We start from the raw sequence: 19,240 nt of genomic DNA, 5'->3' as shown, positions 1-19,240 counted from the left end.
TTGGCATAGCTCAAACCACAAGTTATCCCTGCCTCGCATGTATATATTGCTTTACAAGCCTAACGCACGTCCGCATTCACTGCAGGGATCAGGCAAATCACAGTGCGATTGCCAATAGGCACTTTGGCATTAGGGAACACGACAGACTCAAACTCATGTTCCACTTTAATTTCTTGCCCACCTTCCCGCGCTAATACAAAGCCCTTCGGGAAAGATCTGAAGTTTTCGACATCGGTTGCGAAGGTAAATTCAAAATCATCGAAATGTTTATTGATGACGCGGCACACTTGATACAAGTTAACCTTATCGGCATCAAATGCATCTAACTCCAACGGCTTAGCGGTGATCAAGCGCATAAACATTTCATGGGTCGCAATAAAACGAGTCATGTCGTTCTGCCCCATGGGATACACTTTGCCAAGCTCAATGGTAAAGGCATCGGCGCCGTAGCGTTCGGAGGAAAAATAGCTAAAGGTCGTGGTCGGTTCGTGGTGAAAAAGTACCGTATCGACGCCGCTTGCGGCTAAAAACATGATTTGCTCGCCGCTAAAGGCACGCCCTGGACGATATGGATAAATAGCGAACTTTTCATGCTTCGAGGCGCGCATCGCCGTGTGCAGATCATAATGAATGCGCTGACGACCATCGGCAACCGCGGTATAAAAACGGTCGATATAGGCTTCGAGTTTTTTGGCGCGCACTCGCTCAGGATTGACTAATCCCGGAGGATTGGAATGCTCACCACTAAAGAGACGATTCATGTTCTCATCGATAATCCGCGTGCCGTTATTAATCGCTAATGGATTACCAATCAGGAATAAAGTGCGCTGTTTAGCAATGATCTTTTGCTGTAAAAGCTGCTTAATTAAGCCATTGCAGAGTTCAATGGGCGCGGTCTCGTTACCGTGAACACCGCAAGAAAGGACAACATCTTTTCCTTCATTCTGGGCGGGCTCAAAAACGATAACGCCGGTATCCCAGACTTCAACTTGGGTATGGTCGCCTAAGCTAAATGTAAACTCGCCATCGAACTGTTCAGGATGGGCTAAGGTGAGCGCTAAAAAATCCTTTGAATCTAACAGAGCTTGTAACACAGAATTCTCCTTATAATGGTGTGTAACAGTAACGGCGCAATAGCATCAGTGCAGATAGCAATAACCACTCAAGCATTCATCTCACCGCGGTTAGGCTGACTCGCACCTTAAAAAGCGGCTTCAATACTAACACATGTTTTTAATGCTGTTCTCAGACATTTATCGCCATAGGACCCAGTTTTGAACGGAATAAGATCAACGCGGCGCTTTGCTATGCCGAGTGTAAATTTCCCATCACCTTATCGAAAAATCGTCCAGCATAAATATTCCTGCTAGAGGCTTGCTTTTGCGCGCGAGTTTTATCACAATCCTTAGCCATCTAGACTTCTATTGGATTTAATTATGGCGTTAGCAACCTTTGGTGCCGGCTGTTTCTGGGGCGTAGAGTATTTTTTTAGACAAGTGAATGGCGTATCGAATGCCACCTGCGGCTATATGGGCGGCAATAATAGCGCGACGACCTATGAAGAAGTCAAAAAAGGCAAAACGGGCCACGCCGAAGTGGTACAAGTAGAATTTGACCCTGCCTTGGTCAGTTATGAAGCTTTACTCGACGTGTTTTGGAAAAACCACAATCCAACCAGTCTGAACATGCAAGGTGGAGATATAGGCACTCAATACCGCAGCACGATTTTCTTCCATGACCGTGAACAAAAAGCCGCGGCAGAAGCCTCAAAATTAGCTTTTGCCCGCTCAGGTCGTTGGGGATTGCGCCATATCGTGACTGAAATTGTGCCATTACAACAGTTCCATGTGGCAGAGGAATATCACCAAAATTACATTGATAAGAATAACTTACCGAGTTGTCATATCGAGTACTAAATACAGTCAAATCAGCATGAGATCAACTACTCATAACTGACATTAGACACAAACAAAAACGCACTCAAATCTGAGTGCGTTTGTTTTTGATACTTTATAAACCTACTGCTGCATTAAGCGTTCAGCGCCTTATCAATTAATGCCTGCGCATCTTTGATGATTTCAGCTAAATGCTGCTCACTGATAAAACTCTCGCCGTAGATCTTAAATAACGCTTCCGTGCCCGATGGACGCGCCGCAAACCAACCATTCGCCGTAGTCACTTTGATGCCACCAATGGCCGCATTATTGCCCGGCGCATGAGTTAACACGTTTTCGATTGCCTCACCCGCAAGCACAGTGGCATTTAAGGTTTCTGCATTCAATAACGCAAATTTGGCCTTGTTTTCAAGACTTATTGGGCTATCGATACGCTTATAGAAACTTTGGCCAAATTGTTTTACTAGCTCTTGATGGCGTTGACCTGGAGTTTTACCTGTCACCGCAAGAATTTCTGCGGCAAGTAACCCTAAAATGAAGCCGTCTTTATCTGTACACCACGTAGTGCCATCACGGCGTAAAAATGCCGCGCCAGCGCTCTCTTCACCGCCAAAGGCGATGGTGGCTTCGGCTAAACCATCGACAAACCACTTAAAGCCCACAGGCACTTCGAGTAATTTTTTGCCGTGGAAAGCACAGATTTTATCGATAAGCGCACTCGAGACTAAGGTTTTACCTATGGCTAAGGTATCGCTCCAATCCGGTCTTTGCGTCAGTAAATAATCAATAGCGACTGCAAGGTAGTGATTAGGGTCCATCAAGCCGGTACCAGGGCAGACAATGCCGTGACGGTCATAGTCAGGATCGTTACCAAGGCATAAATCATAAGATTCTTTATGGGCGAGTAACCCTGCCATCGCATAGGGAGACGAGCAATCCATGCGGATTTTGCCGTCTTTATCCAGCGGCATAAAGCTAAAGCTTGAGTCAACTTTATCATTAACTAAGGTGATATCGAGCCCATAACGCGCGGCAATCGGTGCCCAATAGAAAATCCCTGAACCACCGAGCGGGTCCACACCGATACGCAGCTTAGCGTTGGCAATCGCCTGCATATCGATAACATTCTCTAAATCAGCCACATAGGGCGTGATCAAATCAATGGCGTTGACATAGCCTGAGGCCAGCGCTTCGGCATACGCTAATTTTTGCACTCCAGCTAACGCTTGGCGCAAGTAATCATTGGCACGCGACTCAATCCAAGCCGTGATATTTCCTTCTGCTGGTCCGCCATGGGGTGGATTGTATTTGATCCCGCCATCTTGAGGCGGATTGTGGGAAGGCGTGATAATCAAACCATCGGATAGTGCCGCACCTGTGATATTGGCTTCACGATTGGCGCAAATCACCCCATGGGACACCACTGGTGTTGGCGTGAAACCATCATTCTGCTGGATATGCACTGTGACTTTATTTGCCGCCAGCACTTCAATGGCCGATAAATAAGCGGCGTAGGATAACGCATGGGTGTCAATCCCAAGGATCAACGGCCCATTGATATTCACCGATTGGCGATAATCCACCACAGCTTGGGTAATCGCCCAAATGTGTTGTTGGTTAAAACTGCCATTAAAGGCGCAGCCTCTGTGCCCAGAAGTGCCAAAGGTGACGCGTTGTTGTACGTCATCCATATTTGGCGTGATGCTGTAATAATGGCTCATCAGTTTTGGAATATTGACCAGATCCGTCTGATTAGCGATTTGTCCTGCCCTTTGATGTATTGCCACCTATGGCTCTCCTGCACTCAATTACAATTAAAAACAATGATTAAACTTAGCTCAATAGCTGATGAAACGGCTCACCCGCGGATTAAACGCGCTCGGCGATGCCAGCTGCAACCGTTGCATCACAGCCAAATTGCACTAAGACTTCAGATAAAATGGTGCGTTTCTTGGCGGTATTGTTGTTGCTTGTCACCCAGAAACCACTGGTACCGATTTCTTTAGGATTCGCCGAGGCACTCGCTTCGAGTAATTGCTCTTTCGAGCGGGCAAAATACAAACGATCGCGCCCTTGGATCTGCAGAATTTGCGAGAACTGCTCTGGGGCTAATTGATACAGACTTTCGAGCAAAAAGAGGAAACGCCCTACCGCGCCTTTTTGTTGCGATAACAGATGTTCATCGACTAAGCGGCTGAAGTCATTCATAGCAGGTGCGGCTTGCACCGCAACAGCTTGAATCGGCTCAGCCTCTAAACTTGGTTGGCTTATCGCCAAAGGCTGAGGTGGTTCGACCGCATCGACGGACAGGCCGAGTAATCGACGAAGAATGTCAGAGGCGCTCTCACCAATACGTTCTGTTTTGCTGGCAATATGACGATAGAGCTCTTCATCAACTTCGATATATTTCATAACCTTAATTATCCTTTGTTATTCGACAGGCTTAACCGAAAAAAGTGTACCACAGCGATCGGGGCAGATCATTGCGATCGGTTACCAGTGTATCCATGTCTATCAATCTGATAAAGCGCCATTATTCTAAAAATGCGTGAAATAGCACAGCAAACTAGCAGATAATCGACAATTGCCGAAAAAGCGCCCAAGTTCATCGCCGCATACACGCCAAAGTAGCAACTGACTTGTCAAGCCAACGGCATTAAGGGCACAATTCGCGCCACGTTAAGCTAAACACATCCAACAGGAATCACTATGAACTTTGTTTCTACAGGCCAAGGACCCGCAGTACTCTTGATCCACGGCTTGTTCGGCAACCTAGATAACCTCAAAGGCCTAGGGCAAGTATTAGAAAGCCAGTATCAGGTTATTCGTGTCGATGTGCCCAATCATGGTTTAAGTGAGCATTGGGATGAGATGGATTACCCTCGCCTCGCCACAGCCATGGTTGCATTACTCGACGAACTGGCTATTGAACGCGCCCATATTGTGGGTCACTCCATGGGCGGTAAAATCGCCATGGCGACAGCGTTAGCTCATCCAGAGCGCATTATCAGCATGGTGGCAGCAGATATTGCCCCCGTCGCCTATGAGCCAAGACATGACTTAGTGTTTGCCGCATTAGAAAGTCTGCCCTTAGAAGGTCATACCGACAGACGCTTTGCCCTTAACCACTTAATAGACAAAGGTATCGACGAAGCCACGGCACAGTTTTTACTCAAAAACCTGCAACGTACCGATACGGGTTTTCGTTGGAAGCTGAACTTAATTGGGCTAAAGGCTTGTTATCCGAACATTATTGGCTGGCACAATCAGGCGCCGAATCCAGTGCAAAGCTATAGTGGCCCGAGTCTATTTATTCGCGGTGGTGACTCAAATTATGTCACTGGTGAGCACAGAAGCGCTATCATGGCGCAATTCCCTGCAGCGCAAGCGAAAACCCTCGAAGGCTGTGGTCATTGGTTACATGCACAGAAACCCGCCATCTTTAACCGGATTGTGTCTGAATTTATTGACAAACAAGCAATGTAAATCAGCAGCAAACTTGACCTAAAGCATATGGCAGCCGCCATCTTGATGTGATATATTCGCGCCTCTTTTGGCCTTAGAACACTCTCGAGGACTAAGAAAGTATGTTATCTCAGTACATGGAACAAATTGAAACCATCGGCCTGAACCTGTTTTTTGCCTCGATATTTTTCTTTATCGGCATGGCCATCCACGATGTGCTTAAACAAGGTAACGTGCCGAAATTTGGTCGATTTATTGTTTGGTTAGTGTTATTTCTCGGCTGCGCCGGGTTTATTGTAAAAGGTATTATCCAGATCACTTGGGAAGGCTCAGGGATCGGTTAACAATAAGAACATGGCAAAAGAAGCGACAGACAGAACCACCATTGACCTTTTTGCCAATGAAAAGCGCCGGGGCCGCCCACGAAGTAATCCTTTGTCCCGTAGCCAGCAGCTTAAGGTCAACAAACGCAATCAAATCCAGCGCGATAAAGCCAACGGATTAAAGCGAATAGAGTTAAAGGTGTCACAAGATTTGTATGACGCCTTGAATGAGCAGGCATTGGCCAGTAACATCAGCCGTAGCCAGTTAATCGAATTAATTCTTCAGCAACAAGTTGAGTGCTGAACGAGTACCAGCAAGATTAACGTAATAAGTGAACTAGACATTAAAGGATAGACAATGGCAACTGTAGGTCTTTTTTTCGGTAGCGACACAGGTAACACCGAAGCCGTAGCCAAGATGATCCAGAAAAAACTGGGTAAAAAAATGGTTGAGGTGAAAGATATCGCCAAAAGTACCAAAGAACAGATTGCAGAGTATGACTTGCTGCTGTTCGGCATCCCAACCTGGTATTACGGCGAAGCTCAATGTGACTGGGACGATTTCTTCCCTGAATTAGAGCAAATTGATTTTACTGACAAACTTGTCGCTATTTTTGGTTGTGGTGATCAAGAAGACTACGCTGAGTATTTCCTTGATGCCATGGGCATGGTTGGCGATATCGTTCAGGCGCGTGGTGGTATCATCATTGGTCACTGGCCAACTGCAAGCTACAACTTTGAAGCCTCTAAGGGTCAAGTTGATGACGACCACTTTATTGGTTTAGGTATCGATGAAGATCGTCAGCCAGAACTGACCGAAGAGCGTGTCGATGCTTGGGTTAAGCAAATTTACGAAGAAATGTGCTTAGCTGAATTAGAAGACTAATTGGGCTAACCATTCGATTAAAGCGGCCTTAACGCCGCTTTTTTTATGCTTATATTTCTGAATAAGAATAACGACTTACCACACTCATGACCAACACACCCCGCTCCACCCATTGGGATATCTTTTGTACCGTCGTCGATAACTATGGCGATATTGGCGTCACTTGGCGTTTAGCCAAACAAATGGCTAATGAGTACCAGATTCCCGTTAATTTGTGGGTCGACGACCTCGCAAGCTTCTCGCATATCTTACCGACACTCGATCCACTAAAAGCCGCGCAGACGTTTAATGGTGTGAATATTATTCATTGGAATAAGCCTTTACCCGTAGCGTTTGTCGCAGGAGCTGTGCTCATCGAAGCCTTTGCCTGTGAATTACCCGAACAGGTAAAAGCGCAGTTGGTTTATTTACATCAGAACGACCCCGAATCTGTGCCTATCTGGTTGAATTTAGAATATTTAAGCGCTGAGGATTGGGTCGAAGGCTGCCATGGTTTGCCTTCATTACAAGCCAATGGTTTAAAGAAGTATTTTTACTTCCCGGGCTTTGGCGCAAAAACCGGTGGGCTCATCTGCGAGCAATATTTGTTTGCCGAACGCGATGCTTGGCAAGCTAACTCAGCTAACAAATTACAGCTTTTTAGTCAGCTAGGTCTTAAGGGGATTGAGGCTAAAGATACTGTGATTAGCATCTTTAGCTATGAAACCGAGGCACTGCCGGCGTTATGCGAGTTATGGCAGCAATCGGCCGAGAAAATCCATGCGCTTATTCCCAAGGGTCGCAGCTTAAACAGTCTGACGCATTTACTGCCCTGTGATATTGCCGCGCTAGTGCCGGGTCAGCAGATAAATCATGGCAATTTAACCCTGCATATTTTACCCATGACAGACCAACAGGGGTTTGATCGCCTGCTCTGGAGCTGCGATTTTAATATTGTCCGCGGTGAAGATTCCTTTTTACGCGCCCAATGGGCCGCAAAACCCTTCATTTGGCATATTTATCCCCAAGAAGATGATTATCACCTCGTAAAATTAGAAGCTTTTCTCAAACTTTACTGCGATAATCTGCCACCTAAAATTGCTTGTTATTGGTCTGAATTGAATCTTGCGTTCAACCAAGCACAGCAATCTGCCGTGAGCCTTCACTGGCAAAACCTTAATCCTGTTAATTTGCCCTTGTTGCACCATGCTAAACAATGGCCAATTAATGCATTAAATGCTGCAGATCTCGCTACTCGACTAGTTCAGTTCGTTAAAAACAGCTAAGATACTGCGCGAAAACAGAAAAATCTAAATATAGGAAATAGTGTAATGAAAACTGCTCATGAAATCCGTCCTGGTAACGTGATCATGTTAGATGGCAGCCCATGGGTTGTGCAGAAAACTGAAACAACTCGTTCTGGCCGTAACGCTGCTATCGTTAAGTTAAAGTTGAAAAACTTACTGCTTAACTCTGGTACTGAAACGACTTTCAAAGGTGAAGATAAGTTAGAAGACATCATCCTAGATCGTCTTGATTGTACTTATTCTTACTTTGCTGATCCTATGTTTGTATTTATGGATGCAGAATATAACCAATACGACGTAGAAGCTGAAAACTTAGGTGATGCAGCGGCTTATATCGTTGACGGTATGGAAGAAACTTGCCAAGTGACTTTCTACGATGGCAAAGCTATCTCTGTTGAAATGCCAACCACTATCGTACGTGAAGTGATCTACACTGAGCCTTCAGCTCGTGGCGATACTTCAGGTAAAGTGATGAAGCCAGCAACTATCACTGGCGGCGGCACTGTTACTGTTGCTGACTTCGTGAAAGTTGGCGACAAGATTGAAATCGATACTCGTACAGGCGAATTCAAGAAGCGCGTTTAATCGCCCTTCTGGTTTCCAGCCGAAGAAAAGCCAGTGCTTGCACTGGCTTTTTTGTTGCTGTTTTTTAGTCGCGTGATTTGTGGGATGTATTTGTGGGATGTTGAGTCACTCAAGGAAATAAAGCGTTATCCAGCAACATCCCCTCAGCAATTAAGCGCTAGCATTGCGGCCCTAAGAAACGTCGCTCCCAAGCACCTATCTCACTCAAATAACTTTGAAACTCAATCTCCTTCACTGACACAAAACCCGTGACAAAATCATCCCCGAGTAAACGCCTTGCCGAATCACTTTGGCGCATTTGCGTTAATGCAGCGAGAAATGTCTGCGCTAAGTCATGGCTGCTCTCATAAGCACTACCGGTTTCAGGCGCGCTTGGGGATAGTTTTTCTTCCATTCCCGCAAGTCCCGCAGCAAGTGACGCCGCAATCATCAAATACGGATTGGCATCGGCGCCCGCAATGCGATTCTCTACCCGTCGCGCCACCGGAGCACTCAATGGCACACGTAAGCCTGTGGTGCGGTTATCTACGCCCCAGCTTAAATTAATCGGCGCTTGGCTGCCGGAAATGTAACGTCGGAATGAATTGATATTGGGTGCGAATAACAACATTAAATCAGGTAGATACTTTTGTAATCCGCCGATGTAATGGTGAAAACGTTCAGTGTCACTACCATCTGCATGGCTGAAAATATTCTTGCCTTTATCATCCACAACACTTTGGTGCAGATGCATAGAACTGCCGGGTTGGCCTGCTATGGGTTTCGCCATAAAAATCGCGTTCAAGCCATGTTTAATGGCGATTTCTTTCGCCGCGTATTTAAACATAAAAGCTTGATCTGCTAAGGCCAGCGGATCGCCATGCACTAAGTTAATTTCATATTGCGATAGCCCCATCTCATGGATCCAAGTATCACCTTTAATCCCAATCGCATCGATGGCGGCATTAAACTCATCCCAAAATGGCGCGAGTTCATTGAGCATATTCATGCTAAACGCAGATTGGCCGTTTTCAGCTCGGCCACTTTGTGAAATGGGCGCCTGATACGGCGCACTCGGATCGGTATTGGCTTCAGTCAGATAAAACTCAATCTCAGGTGCGACCACGGGCGTTAACCCAAGGGCTTGGTAACGGGCCAACACATTTTTTAAAATGGAGCGCGGCGCAAATGGACATAAATTGCCATCGAGCAACACACAGTCATGGATGGCAAATGCCCGCGGCACTGTGCTCCACGGGATCGTTTTTAGGGTGCTGTAATCGGGGACGAGTAACAGATCAGGATCAGCATCGGGGAAAATAGGATCGTAGGAATACTCACCGGTAATCGCCTGCATCGAAATCGCTTGGGCAATACGTAACTCAGCACCCTGAGCAAAGCTTCGGGCTGGCATGAGCTTCCCCCTTGGATAGCCTGAGATATCAGGGAATAAACATTCGACATCACGTATTGTGCCGTGCTGGAAAAACGCAGTAAGAAGGGTTGAGTCCATTTGATTCGTTTGCCACTAATGTTGAAAATAACACCATGAAGGATGCAAAGTATAATCAGGCTTTGATTTGAAAAGCTACATGGCAACGATGAAATATGTAAAATATAAATGACAATTCCGTAAAATATAATTTGACATCAGCTGGGCGTCTTCATTTAAGAGTGTAATCACGGTTATCCTAGTTCAAGCCTATAGCCACTCTCCACTCGCCTTTTCCCCACTTCAACCGCTAAACCCAATGACGGCAGATATAAAAAAACCAGCCGCAGCTGGTTTCTTATTCTAATCATGAAAGTATTTACGCAATCACGATAAAGCCGATAAACGCCAGTACAGCGGCGATCAGCGCATAAGGTAACTGAGTCACTGCATGGCTCACTAAGTTACAACCTGAGCCTTGTGCGGCCAATACGGTTGAATCTGAGTAGAAGCACGCTTGGCTACCAAATGATGATGCCGACAACAAGGCACCAATCACTAATGGGATATCCGCGCCCACCGATTGCGCTAATGGCATCACGATAGGAATGGTCACCGCAAAAATGCCCCAGCTAGAACCCGTCGCAAACGCGAGGATCGCCATGGATAAGAACACCACTGCAGGCAGCAATTTAGGTGTCATAAACGGGCTTAAGGATTCAATCACGTACTGCGGCAGTAATAACTGATCGCATACGTCCTTAAACACAAATGCCGCAATCACAGTGCTAATCGCCGGTAGCATGCTCTTAAAGCCATCAATCATCTGATCCATCATCTCGGATAACGGCATCAAACGCTGCACAGCATAATAAGGAATAGTGATGACTAAAGTCGCCAGCAAGCCTTTCCACACGTCGATATCAAAGTACACGGTAAAAGCCACTAACAGACCTATCGGCACTAAAAAGTTGTGTAATTTGCCATGATTATCGGCGTGCTTAAATTCCTCTTCGATAGCTTTAACCGCATATTCGTCCGAGGTTTGCACTTGGTCGAAATCCACTTGAGCTTCTGCTGGCTCGCCTTGGGCGGCGCGCAGCTGCGCAGTTTTCATCGGGCCAATGGCAGGCACTATGCCGAGTACTACAAGTAGCACCATAGCCACGGCTAACCAAGCGTAAAGCATGTAAGGAATCGCTTGCATGTAGACAGCAATGCCCTGACCTTCGGCCGCAACACCGTTATCGACCAATAACCCACCAAAGAATACTGCCCAAGTCGATAATGGCACTAACACGCACACAGGCGCGGCAGTGGAATCTACAACATAGGCGAGCATCTCACGGGACACTTTAAATTTATCCGTTACACGCTTCATGGTTTCACCCACGGTCAGCGCATTGAGATAATCATCAATAAAAATCACGATCCCAAGAATAAACGTCATCAACAGGGAAGATTTGGGTCCCTTAGCAAATCTCAGTGCATTACGACCGAACGCTAACGCGCCGCCGGTGCGGACCAAAAGCGCAATCAGCGCACCAAAACCACCACACACCAGAATCAACCAACCTATGGTTTCATCGGCCATGACCTTCAATGACACACTGGCAAAATTGTTTAAGACTTGACTGGGATCGAGTAACAGGAAACCGGTTACCGCACCTATGATCAGAGATAAAATGGGACGGCGTAACCAAATAGCTAACACCAATACCACCAAAGGTGGGATGAGACTTAACGCTGTCGGTTCAGACATGCACTTAGGTCCTCTAAATAAATCGCCTAAAAGGCAAATGGTTTTAGAATAACGTCTGAAATCAACATGATTCAGAACGTCAACACAGCTGCTTCATGATGACTAACCCTGAAGATAAAACCCGCTAATTGCTTGCTATCTGAGGTGCCTTGCCAAAAACATCGCGCAGAAAATAAAGCGCATCGAATATTGAGTCAACTATAAATTTAACTTGATAGAAAATATTTTTAACGACCACAAACAAAATCAATATAACATCATGACTTTAAAGTCTTTTAACTCACTCGCAACGAAACCGTTTATGATCCTCTCAGCTTAATAAGCATTCAATAAATATGCCTATTTATCACAAGGTCATATACAGCTTGCATAAGTTGATCTTATCGAGGAACTGTGATTAAAAATCAACCATTAAGCTTTTGCTAACATACACTTTTCCCCTACTAATATTTATAGGGCAAACAAATAAAACAAAATAGCCGTCAACCACTGAAAACGCATTTCCATCAAGCGTGATTATTTTCTTTCTACATCCAAAAAACACGTAAAGCGGGTTTTATTTACCGTCAGCATTAGCTAAACACTCTTAAAATTCTCTAAAAGTCAGAATATAAAACTTGTTCTTATTTCATTAATTGACTGTTAAAGCATATTTAACTAAGTGGTATTTACAAAAAAAGTCCCATTCTGTGCTGCTCCCCCCTTTCATCTACAGTGAAATTTCGTTATGGTGCGCTAACTTAAGCCAAACTTTATGCATGTTCCGAGGTGTAAATGCGCCCTATCATCAAATCCAACAAGCTGGATAGCGTTTGCTATGACATCCGCGGCCCAGTGCACAAGGAAGCCAGACGTTTAGAAGACGAGGGTCATCGGATCCTCAAACTTAACATTGGTAATCCCGCCCCCTTCGGTTTCGAAGCGCCGGAGGAAATTGTGCGCGATGTGATCCTTAATCTACCCAGTGCCCAAGGCTACTGTGAGTCAAAAGGATTATTCTCTGCCCGTAAGGCCATAGTGCAGCATTATCAAGCCCAAGGGATTTTTGGTGTCGATATCGAAGATATCTATATAGGCAACGGCGTCTCTGAACTCATTATGATGGCGATGCAAGGTTTGCTTAACACGGATGATGAAATTTTAATCCCCTCGCCTGACTATCCACTGTGGACGGCGGCGGCCAATCTCGCCGGCGGCAAAGCGGTGCATTATCGTTGTGATGAAGAAGCAGACTGGTTCCCCGATCTCAACGACATTAAAAGCAAAATTTCATCGCGTACCCGCGGTATTGTACTGATCAACCCGAACAATCCTACGGGCGCGGTTTACAGCAAAGAATTACTACTGCAAGTGGTTGAGCTTTGCCGTGAACACAGTTTGATTTTATTTGCCGATGAAATTTACGACAAAATTTTGTATGACGAAGCCAAGCATGTTCCTGCTGCTGGCCTGTCGGACGATATTTTAACTGTTACCTTCAATGGTCTATCAAAGGCTTATCGCGCAGCGGGATTTCGCGTCGGTTGGATGATGTTGTCTGGCAATCTTAAGGCAGCGAAGAGCTATATCGAAGGTTTAGAGATGCTGTCCTCAATGCGCCTGTGTGCAAACGTGCCCAATCAACATGCGATTCAAACCGCGCTCGGTGGCTATCAAAGTATTAACGAGCTGATTTTACCTAAGGGTCGCCTGACAGTTCAACGGGATGCCTGTTACGAGCTGTTGAATCAAATCCCGGGCGTCAGCGTGAAAAAGCCTAAGGGCGCACTGTATGCTTTCCCTAAACTGGATATGAAGAAATTCAATCTGCGGGATGATGAGCGCTTAGTGCTGGATTTACTCAGAGAAAAGAAAATTTTGTTAGTGCACGGCACCGCCTTTAATTGGCCTGAGCCCGACCATTTACGCGTGGTTTTCTTACCCTATAAAGAAGATCTGAAAAAAGCATTTACCGAGTTTGGCGCCTTCCTCGAAAACTATCGGCAGTAGGTTTAGCCTCGGCTAACGGTTTGAGTCATAAAGCGATCCTAGTGGTCGCTTTATTTTTAGCGATTTTTACAAAATCTCCCGCTCATACTCACGTGTCATCCGAGGCTGTGATAATCTAAGACTTCATTAGCGTCAATACTGCTTATTCAACGCGTGTCACGTCTTCCAATGCAGCTTGTCGCCTTTCTACTCACTCATTAGCAGGCAAACTAAGAATCATTTATGTGCCGTTTTTAGAACACGAATGACGCTTATCCAACGCTGACCCTCGAATTAACAGGAAAACTATGAGTCACTTATTTGCCCATTTAGCTCGAATGAAACTTATCCAACGCTGGCCTTTGATGTACAACGTTCGCACTGAAAATGTTCAGGAACACTCGCTACAAGTCGCCATGGTCGCCCATGCACTGGTGATCATCAGCAATAAAAAGTTCGGCACGACGCTTGATCCCCATCAAGCCACGAGCCTGGCGATTTTTCACGATGCCAGTGAAATTCTCACGGGTGACTTACCGACGCCAGTGAAATACTTCAACAAAGAAATCGAAGCCGAGTATAAAAAGATTGAGGCGATTGCCGAGCAGCGCATGCTGGATATGGTGCCTGAGGAATTTAAAGAAGATTATCGCAGTCTGTTCATCAGTGATTACGCCGATCCCATTTACAAGACCATAGTGAAATCCGCCGATACTCTGTGCGCTTACCTTAAATGTCTTGAAGAAAACCGCGCCGGCAACAGTGAATTCAATACCGCCCGTAAGCGTCTCGAAGATATGCTGGCGACAAATCCTGATCCCGCAGTACAGTATTTTATGAGCTGCTTTGTGCCCAGTTTCACCTTGAATTTAGACGAAATTAACAAGATGCTTTGATTTTCCACTCTCGCTAGGAATGCATATGACTTCAAGTGTTTGGCAAGAACGCCGCCATGGTGAAGATAAACAACGGCGTAACGATCACCGCAGCCCTTACCAAAGAGACAGGGCGCGTATTCTCCACTCGGCCGCCTTTCGCCGCCTGCAGGCCAAAACGCAAGTGCTCGGCGTTGGCATGAATGACTTCTATCGTACTCGATTAACCCACTCACTCGAAGTCTCGCAAATTGGCACTGGCATAGCCGCGCAGCTCAGACGTAAATATCCACAGCATAAGCAGCTGCTTTGCTCTATGAGCTTATTAGAGTCCTTGTGTTTAGCCCACGATATTGGTCATCCTCCCTTCGGCCATGGCGGCGAAGTCGCATTGAATTACATGATGCGCGACCACGGAGGCTTTGAAGGTAACGGCCAAACTTTTCGAATTCTCTCTAAGCTTGAGCCCTATACATTAGATTTTGGGATGAACTTATGTCGGCGTACCATGCTCGGGATTTTGAAATACCCCGCGCCGCACTCGAAGCTGTTTGTCGCTGGCGAGCATAGTGAAATAACCAACCATAGACAGCTCAAGCCGTCACAATGGCCGCCGGTTAAGGGCATTTTCGACGATGATAACGACATTTTCGCTTGGGTGCTTGAGCCTTTGTCTGAGGCAGACCGCAGTCGTTTTACCTCGACGCAGCAAGGATCACACCCCGCCCTGCACCACTATCCACATCTGCGCACTCAGTTTAAATCCTTCGATTGCTCGATTATGGAACTGGCAGATGACATCGCCTATGCGGTGCACGATCTCGAAGATGCGATTGTGATGGGCATAGTCACGGCATCCCAGTGGCATCAAGATGTGGCGCCGACACTCACAAACAGCGGCGATACGTGGATACGACAAGAGCTTGCCGATATTGGCAATAAGCTGTTTTCCCATGAGCATCACCTACGTAAAGATGCCATAGGCACCCTCGTTAATGGCTTTGTCACCGCGATTGTTATCTCAGAAGATGACGTGTTTGAAGAACCATTATTACGCTTTAATGCCACCTTAGAGCCGGAATTTGCCATTGCGCTCAATGTGCTCAAGCAACTGGTTTATAAATACGTGATCCGTAAACCTGAGATCCAAATGCTCGAATATAAGGGCCAGCAGATTGTGATGGGCTTATTCGAAGCCTTCGCTTCCGATCCAGAGCGTTTACTGCCACTGAACACCCAAGAGCGCTGGCGCGAAAGTGAGCAACAAGGCTTAAACAGCCACAGAGTCTTGGCGGACTATATTTCGGGAATGACCGATGAGTTTGCGGGGCGACTGTATCAACAGCTATTTAGCCCCAAAGCGGGTTCGAATGTGGAACTGAGCAAGGAAATGTAGGCAAGCAGACATTGCGCTGCCCGACTTGCTATGAAGCCAGACCGTTTGTAAATGTGCGAATTTCTATAAAAGCTAGACTTTCTATAGCGCCAGCTATCGCAGACATTCTTTATCAAAGGCTAAAGATGAAAGACAAAAAACCACCTTACGGTGGTTTTTTATTTTTGTCGCTATTTCAAGCTCGACTTATAAAGCGCCGATGGCATCTTTACAAAGTTGAGTGATACGATCCCAATCGCCGTGTTCCATTGCATCCGTTGGCGCAATCCAGCTGCCACCAATACAATCGACGTTTTTCAGCGCTAAATAATCTTTATAGCTGCTTGGCGTAATGCCACCTGTTGGGCAGAAGCGAATATCCGCTAGCGGACCCGAGAAGGCTTTCAGTGCATCCACACCACCCGAGGCTTCGGCTGGGAAAAATTTAAAGTGGGTGTAACCAAGCGCCATACCCGTCATCACTTCTGAAATGCTCGCAACGCCTGGGATCAATGGTACAGGACCATGCATACCGGCTTTGAGCAGTTCAACTGTAGCGCCTGGGGTAATAATAAACTGCGCACCAGCGGCAATCGCAAGATCAAGCTGAGCTTCGTTTAAGATAGTACCCGCGCCCACTAAGGCCTCTGGCACTTCTTTGGCGATTTTAGTGATAGCTTCGAGTGCGCAAGGTGTACGCAAAGTCACTTCTAACACGCTAATGCCGCCGGCAACCAGTGCTCGCGCTAATGGCACCGCATGTTCAATCTTGTTAATCACCATAACAGGAACAATAGGGCTGCGTTTAAAAATATCTTGTGGCTGTAGTGACCAGTTATTCTCAAGCATTGCGTTATTCTTCCTTTGTATTAATAAAGTTCATCGATGGCATTAGTACAACGCGCACCAGTTTCTGGACTGCTTAGATTGGAACGTAGCGCACTAAATAACTCGCGGCCCATGCCATAACGTGACCGATGTAAATCGACTATTCCGGCGGTTCTGGTGGCAAGTTCAGCTTCAGAGACGAGCAGACTCAGTTCGCCTGTTAACGCATCGACACGGATCAAGTCGCCATCTTTGACTTTGGCAATTAAGCCGCCATCTAAAGCTTCCGGCGTCAAGTGAATGGCCGCAGGGACTTTACCCGACGCGCCAGACATACGACCGTCGGTCAGCAGCGCGACTTTAAAGCCTTTGTCCTGAAGCGTGCCCAATAATGGGGTTAACTTATGCAGTTCTGGCATACCGTTGGCTTTCGGACCTTGGCCTTTAACCACAACCACACAATCTCTATCCAGAGCACCGGCTTGGAACAAGGCATCGAGTTTGTTTTGATCGTCAATTACCACAGCGGGCGCTTCAACGACACGATGTTGTTCTTGTACCGCTGATACTTTGATCACAGCGCGGCCCAAGTTACCTTTCAGTAATTTCAAACCACCGTTACCTTGGAAAGGCGATGCGACTGAAGTTAACACTTCAGTATCTAAACTTGTCGTTGGGCCATCGACCCAGCGCAATTCACCGTCGAGCAGTTTTGGCTCTTGGGTATAACGGCGTAAACCAAAGCCCGCAACGGTATTCACATCTTCATGCAATAGACCCGCATCAAGTAATTCTTTGATTAAGTACGCCATGCCGCCTGCAGCGTGGAAATGGTTGATATCGGCGTGACCGTTTGGATACACGCGCGCCACTAATGGCACGGCATCGGATAATTCAGAAAAATCATCCCAGTTCACGATAATACCGGCAGCTCTAGCCGCGGCGACGATGTGCATAGTCAAGTTAGTAGAACCGCCGGTAGCCAAGAGTGCCACAATGCCGTTAACCACAGACTTTTCACTGACCACTTCACCGATTGGGGTATATTGAGTACCCATTTCTGTTAAACGACACACTTGCTTAGCGGCCATCTTGTTTAAGGCTTCGCGCAGTGGATCATCAGGATTTACAAACGACGAGCCTGGTAACTGCAGACCCATCACTTCAAGCATCAGCTGATTCGAGTTTGCAGTGCCGTAGAAGGTACATGTTCCTGCACTGTGGTAAGACTGGGCTTCTGCTTCGAGCAGCTGCGCGCGATCCACTTTACCTTGGGCAAATTGCTGACGAATACGGGCTTTTTCTTTGTTCGGGATACCTGATTTCATCGGCCCTGCGGGCACGAATAACATAGGTAAGTGACCAAAGCTTAAGGCGCCGATAAGCAAACCTGGAACGATTTTATCGCAAATGCCGAGCAGTAAAGCACCATCGAACATGTTGTGAGACAAGCCCACAGCCGTTGCCATAGCAATCACTTCACGACTCAGTAAGCTCAATTCCATACCGGGTTGACCTTGAGTCACACCGTCACACATGGCCGGAACACCGCCCGCCACTTGTGCAACACTGCCGACTTCCTGACAGGCTTTTTTAAGCAATTCAGGATAGCTTTCATAGGGTTGGTGCGCAGATAACATATCGTTAAATGCCGTCACTATGCCGATGTTCGCCTTATTCAATTGACGCAATGCATTTTTATCGTCTGGATTACAGGCGGCAAAACCATGGGCTAAGTTGCCACAGCTCAATGAGCTACGGTGTACGCCATGGTTACGGGCATCATTCAATGCGGCGAGATAACCTTCACGTGACGCTTTGCTACGGGCAATAATTCTGTCGGTAACAGCTTGAACTACTGAGTGCATCTTGACTCCTTAAGCGCTCCAGAACACATCAACGGGCGTTTTACGCTGCGCTAATACGGCTCTGATAGGCATAGCATGGACATCATCACTTTCTAACGCTTGACGATATACGGATAATTTCTGTTCCCCGACCAAGTGCAGATAAATTTGTCTGCTGTTCAGAATCGCACTCTTAGAGAGCGTGATCCTGCCGTGGGGCGCTGTGGTGGGGTTAGTCGCCACGCACAGGGCTTGGGTTGTGAGCGCATTTTCAAGCTCAGCGCTACAGGGAAACCAAGAACAAGTATGACCATCGTTACCCATGCCTAATACCACCACATCAAAAGGACGTGGGAAATTAGACAAAGACTCGGCGGCCATATCGGCGCCCGCTTCTGCGGTCGAAAACATGTTTTTTAAACCACGGAATTTGGCATTCGACGCACGGTTTTGTAATAAATATTCACGCACTAGACGTTCATTAGAAGCATCGGCGTCGGCTTCAACCCAGCGCTCATCGGCGAGAGTGATATAAACATCACTCCAATCGATGGACTTCATGCTCAATAGTTGAAATAACTTAAGCGGCGTCGAACCACCGGAAACCACTAGGCTCGCTTTTCCGCGGGCATCGACGGCTTCCTGCAACTGGCTTGCAATCTTGCTGGCCAGTTGCTGTTCTAACGCACTTGGCGTATCGAAAGATTTGAATACGGTTTCTTTAATCATCAAAG

General features: G+C 46.6%; 18 protein-coding genes. 10 read left to right on the top strand and 8 right to left on the bottom strand.

Annotated features, from left to right (window positions below; all coding sequences use genetic code 11):
• Window positions 1-59: 59 nt before the first annotated feature.
• A complete protein-coding gene (gene astE, locus KV201_RS03955; protein ID WP_226058575.1) occupies window positions 60-1,094 on the bottom strand; it encodes a succinylglutamate desuccinylase in 1,035 nt (344 codons plus the stop codon).
• Window positions 1,095-1,436: 342 nt separating this feature from the next.
• Between astE and msrA the strand changes: the two genes are divergently transcribed.
• Window positions 1,437-1,916, top strand: a complete 480-nt coding sequence (gene msrA, locus KV201_RS03950; RefSeq protein ID WP_226058574.1) for a peptide-methionine (S)-S-oxide reductase MsrA — start codon at window positions 1,437-1,439, stop codon at window positions 1,914-1,916.
• 113 nt (window positions 1,917-2,029) lie between these two features.
• Here msrA and pgm read toward each other — a convergent pair whose 3' ends face one another.
• Entirely contained in the window at window positions 2,030-3,682 is a 1,653-nt protein-coding gene (gene pgm / locus KV201_RS03945) for a phosphoglucomutase (alpha-D-glucose-1,6-bisphosphate-dependent) (RefSeq protein WP_226058573.1), read from the bottom strand.
• 82 nt (window positions 3,683-3,764) lie between these two features.
• Window positions 3,765-4,307, bottom strand: a complete 543-nt coding sequence (seqA, locus tag KV201_RS03940; protein ID WP_226058572.1) for a replication initiation negative regulator SeqA — start codon at window positions 4,305-4,307, stop codon at window positions 3,765-3,767.
• Window positions 4,308-4,604: 297 nt separating this feature from the next.
• Between seqA and KV201_RS03935 the strand changes: the two genes are divergently transcribed.
• The 6 genes from KV201_RS03935 to efp all read left to right on the top strand — a co-directional run bounded on the left by KV201_RS03935 (window position 4,605) and on the right by efp (window position 8,440).
• The gene (locus KV201_RS03935; protein WP_226058571.1) at window positions 4,605-5,381 is read left to right on the top strand and encodes an alpha/beta fold hydrolase; all 777 of its coding nucleotides are present in this window, start codon (window positions 4,605-4,607) and stop codon (window positions 5,379-5,381) included.
• A 101-nt stretch (window positions 5,382-5,482) separates the two neighbouring features.
• A complete protein-coding gene (locus KV201_RS03930; protein WP_006081578.1) occupies window positions 5,483-5,704 on the top strand; it encodes a DUF2788 domain-containing protein in 222 nt (73 codons plus the stop codon).
• 10 nt (window positions 5,705-5,714) lie between these two features.
• Window positions 5,715-5,987: a LexA regulated protein gene (gene ybfE, locus KV201_RS03925; protein ID WP_006081577.1), complete on the top strand. Its 273-nt coding sequence runs from the start codon at window positions 5,715-5,717 to the stop codon at window positions 5,985-5,987.
• A gap of 54 nt (window positions 5,988-6,041) precedes the next feature.
• Window positions 6,042-6,569, top strand: coding sequence for a flavodoxin FldA (fldA, locus tag KV201_RS03920; protein WP_006081576.1), 528 nt, complete (start codon window positions 6,042-6,044; stop codon window positions 6,567-6,569).
• Between the two features lie 86 nt (window positions 6,570-6,655).
• Entirely contained in the window at window positions 6,656-7,834 is a 1,179-nt protein-coding gene (gene earP / locus KV201_RS03915; RefSeq protein ID WP_226058570.1) for an elongation factor P maturation arginine rhamnosyltransferase EarP, read from the top strand.
• Between the two features lie 45 nt (window positions 7,835-7,879).
• Entirely contained in the window at window positions 7,880-8,440 is a 561-nt protein-coding gene (gene efp, locus KV201_RS03910) for an elongation factor P (protein ID WP_006081573.1), read from the top strand.
• 157 nt (window positions 8,441-8,597) lie between these two features.
• On the opposite strand, the gene KV201_RS03905 is transcribed toward efp, so the two are convergent.
• Both KV201_RS03905 and KV201_RS03900 read right to left on the bottom strand, forming a co-directional pair.
• Window positions 8,598-9,932 (bottom strand): glutamine synthetase family protein, encoded by a 1,335-nt coding sequence (locus KV201_RS03905; protein WP_319000206.1) that lies wholly within the window; start codon window positions 9,930-9,932, stop codon window positions 8,598-8,600.
• A 298-nt stretch (window positions 9,933-10,230) separates the two neighbouring features.
• Complete coding sequence (locus KV201_RS03900; protein ID WP_006081571.1) at window positions 10,231-11,613, bottom strand: Na+/H+ antiporter NhaC family protein; 1,383 nt, start codon at window positions 11,611-11,613, stop codon at window positions 10,231-10,233.
• A 774-nt stretch (window positions 11,614-12,387) separates the two neighbouring features.
• Here KV201_RS03900 and KV201_RS03895 point away from each other — a divergent pair.
• The 3 genes from KV201_RS03895 to KV201_RS03885 all read left to right on the top strand — a co-directional run bounded on the left by KV201_RS03895 (window position 12,388) and on the right by KV201_RS03885 (window position 15,852).
• Entirely contained in the window at window positions 12,388-13,602 is a 1,215-nt protein-coding gene (locus tag KV201_RS03895; protein WP_006081570.1) for a pyridoxal phosphate-dependent aminotransferase, read from the top strand.
• A 287-nt stretch (window positions 13,603-13,889) separates the two neighbouring features.
• Window positions 13,890-14,477, top strand: a complete 588-nt coding sequence (gene yfbR, locus KV201_RS03890) for a 5'-deoxynucleotidase (protein ID WP_115334657.1) — start codon at window positions 13,890-13,892, stop codon at window positions 14,475-14,477.
• 25 nt (window positions 14,478-14,502) lie between these two features.
• The gene (locus KV201_RS03885) at window positions 14,503-15,852 is read left to right on the top strand and encodes an anti-phage deoxyguanosine triphosphatase (RefSeq protein WP_226058568.1); all 1,350 of its coding nucleotides are present in this window, start codon (window positions 14,503-14,505) and stop codon (window positions 15,850-15,852) included.
• Window positions 15,853-16,038: 186 nt separating this feature from the next.
• On the opposite strand, the gene KV201_RS03880 is transcribed toward KV201_RS03885, so the two are convergent.
• From KV201_RS03880 to pgl, 3 genes are read right to left on the bottom strand one after another with little or no spacing between them, the layout of a single operon-like run.
• On the bottom strand, window positions 16,039-16,680 hold the full coding sequence (locus tag KV201_RS03880; protein ID WP_006081567.1) for a bifunctional 4-hydroxy-2-oxoglutarate aldolase/2-dehydro-3-deoxy-phosphogluconate aldolase: 642 nt from the start codon (window positions 16,678-16,680) through the stop codon (window positions 16,039-16,041).
• Window positions 16,681-16,700: 20 nt separating this feature from the next.
• Entirely contained in the window at window positions 16,701-18,527 is a 1,827-nt protein-coding gene (gene edd, locus KV201_RS03875) for a phosphogluconate dehydratase (RefSeq protein ID WP_006081566.1), read from the bottom strand.
• Between the two features lie 9 nt (window positions 18,528-18,536).
• Entirely contained in the window at window positions 18,537-19,235 is a 699-nt protein-coding gene (gene pgl / locus KV201_RS03870; protein ID WP_226058567.1) for a 6-phosphogluconolactonase, read from the bottom strand.
• Between the last annotated feature and the right edge of the window lie 5 nt (window positions 19,236-19,240).

This window comes from Shewanella sp. SR1 (genome assembly GCF_020447145.1).
Lineage (GTDB): Bacteria > Pseudomonadota > Gammaproteobacteria > Enterobacterales > Shewanellaceae > Shewanella > Shewanella baltica.
This window is presented reverse-complemented; position numbering and strand designations above follow the sequence as displayed.

Excerpts from the sequence above, each read along its gene's own strand:
- KV201_RS03900 (WP_006081571.1), bottom strand. The coding sequence starts at position 11,613 with ATGTCTGAACCGACAGCGTTAAGTCTCATCCCACCTTTGGTGGTATTG.
- KV201_RS03880 (WP_006081567.1), bottom strand. The coding sequence starts at position 16,680 with ATGCTTGAGAATAACTGGTCACTACAGCCACAAGATATTTTTAAACGC.
- yfbR (WP_115334657.1), top strand. The coding sequence starts at position 13,890 with ATGAGTCACTTATTTGCCCATTTAGCTCGAATGAAACTTATCCAACGC.
- efp (WP_006081573.1), top strand. The coding sequence starts at position 7,880 with ATGAAAACTGCTCATGAAATCCGTCCTGGTAACGTGATCATGTTAGAT.
- edd (WP_006081566.1), bottom strand. The coding sequence starts at position 18,527 with ATGCACTCAGTAGTTCAAGCTGTTACCGACAGAATTATTGCCCGTAGC.
- KV201_RS03930 (WP_006081578.1), top strand. The coding sequence starts at position 5,483 with ATGTTATCTCAGTACATGGAACAAATTGAAACCATCGGCCTGAACCTG.
- pgl (WP_226058567.1), bottom strand. The coding sequence starts at position 19,235 with ATGATTAAAGAAACCGTATTCAAATCTTTCGATACGCCAAGTGCGTTA.
- KV201_RS03895 (WP_006081570.1), top strand. The coding sequence starts at position 12,388 with ATGCGCCCTATCATCAAATCCAACAAGCTGGATAGCGTTTGCTATGAC.
- msrA (WP_226058574.1), top strand. The coding sequence starts at position 1,437 with ATGGCGTTAGCAACCTTTGGTGCCGGCTGTTTCTGGGGCGTAGAGTAT.
- ybfE (WP_006081577.1), top strand. The coding sequence starts at position 5,715 with ATGGCAAAAGAAGCGACAGACAGAACCACCATTGACCTTTTTGCCAAT.
- seqA (WP_226058572.1), bottom strand. The coding sequence starts at position 4,307 with ATGAAATATATCGAAGTTGATGAAGAGCTCTATCGTCATATTGCCAGC.
- KV201_RS03905 (WP_319000206.1), bottom strand. The coding sequence starts at position 9,932 with ATGGACTCAACCCTTCTTACTGCGTTTTTCCAGCACGGCACAATACGT.
- KV201_RS03935 (WP_226058571.1), top strand. The coding sequence starts at position 4,605 with ATGAACTTTGTTTCTACAGGCCAAGGACCCGCAGTACTCTTGATCCAC.
- KV201_RS03885 (WP_226058568.1), top strand. The coding sequence starts at position 14,503 with ATGACTTCAAGTGTTTGGCAAGAACGCCGCCATGGTGAAGATAAACAA.
- earP (WP_226058570.1), top strand. The coding sequence starts at position 6,656 with ATGACCAACACACCCCGCTCCACCCATTGGGATATCTTTTGTACCGTC.
- fldA (WP_006081576.1), top strand. The coding sequence starts at position 6,042 with ATGGCAACTGTAGGTCTTTTTTTCGGTAGCGACACAGGTAACACCGAA.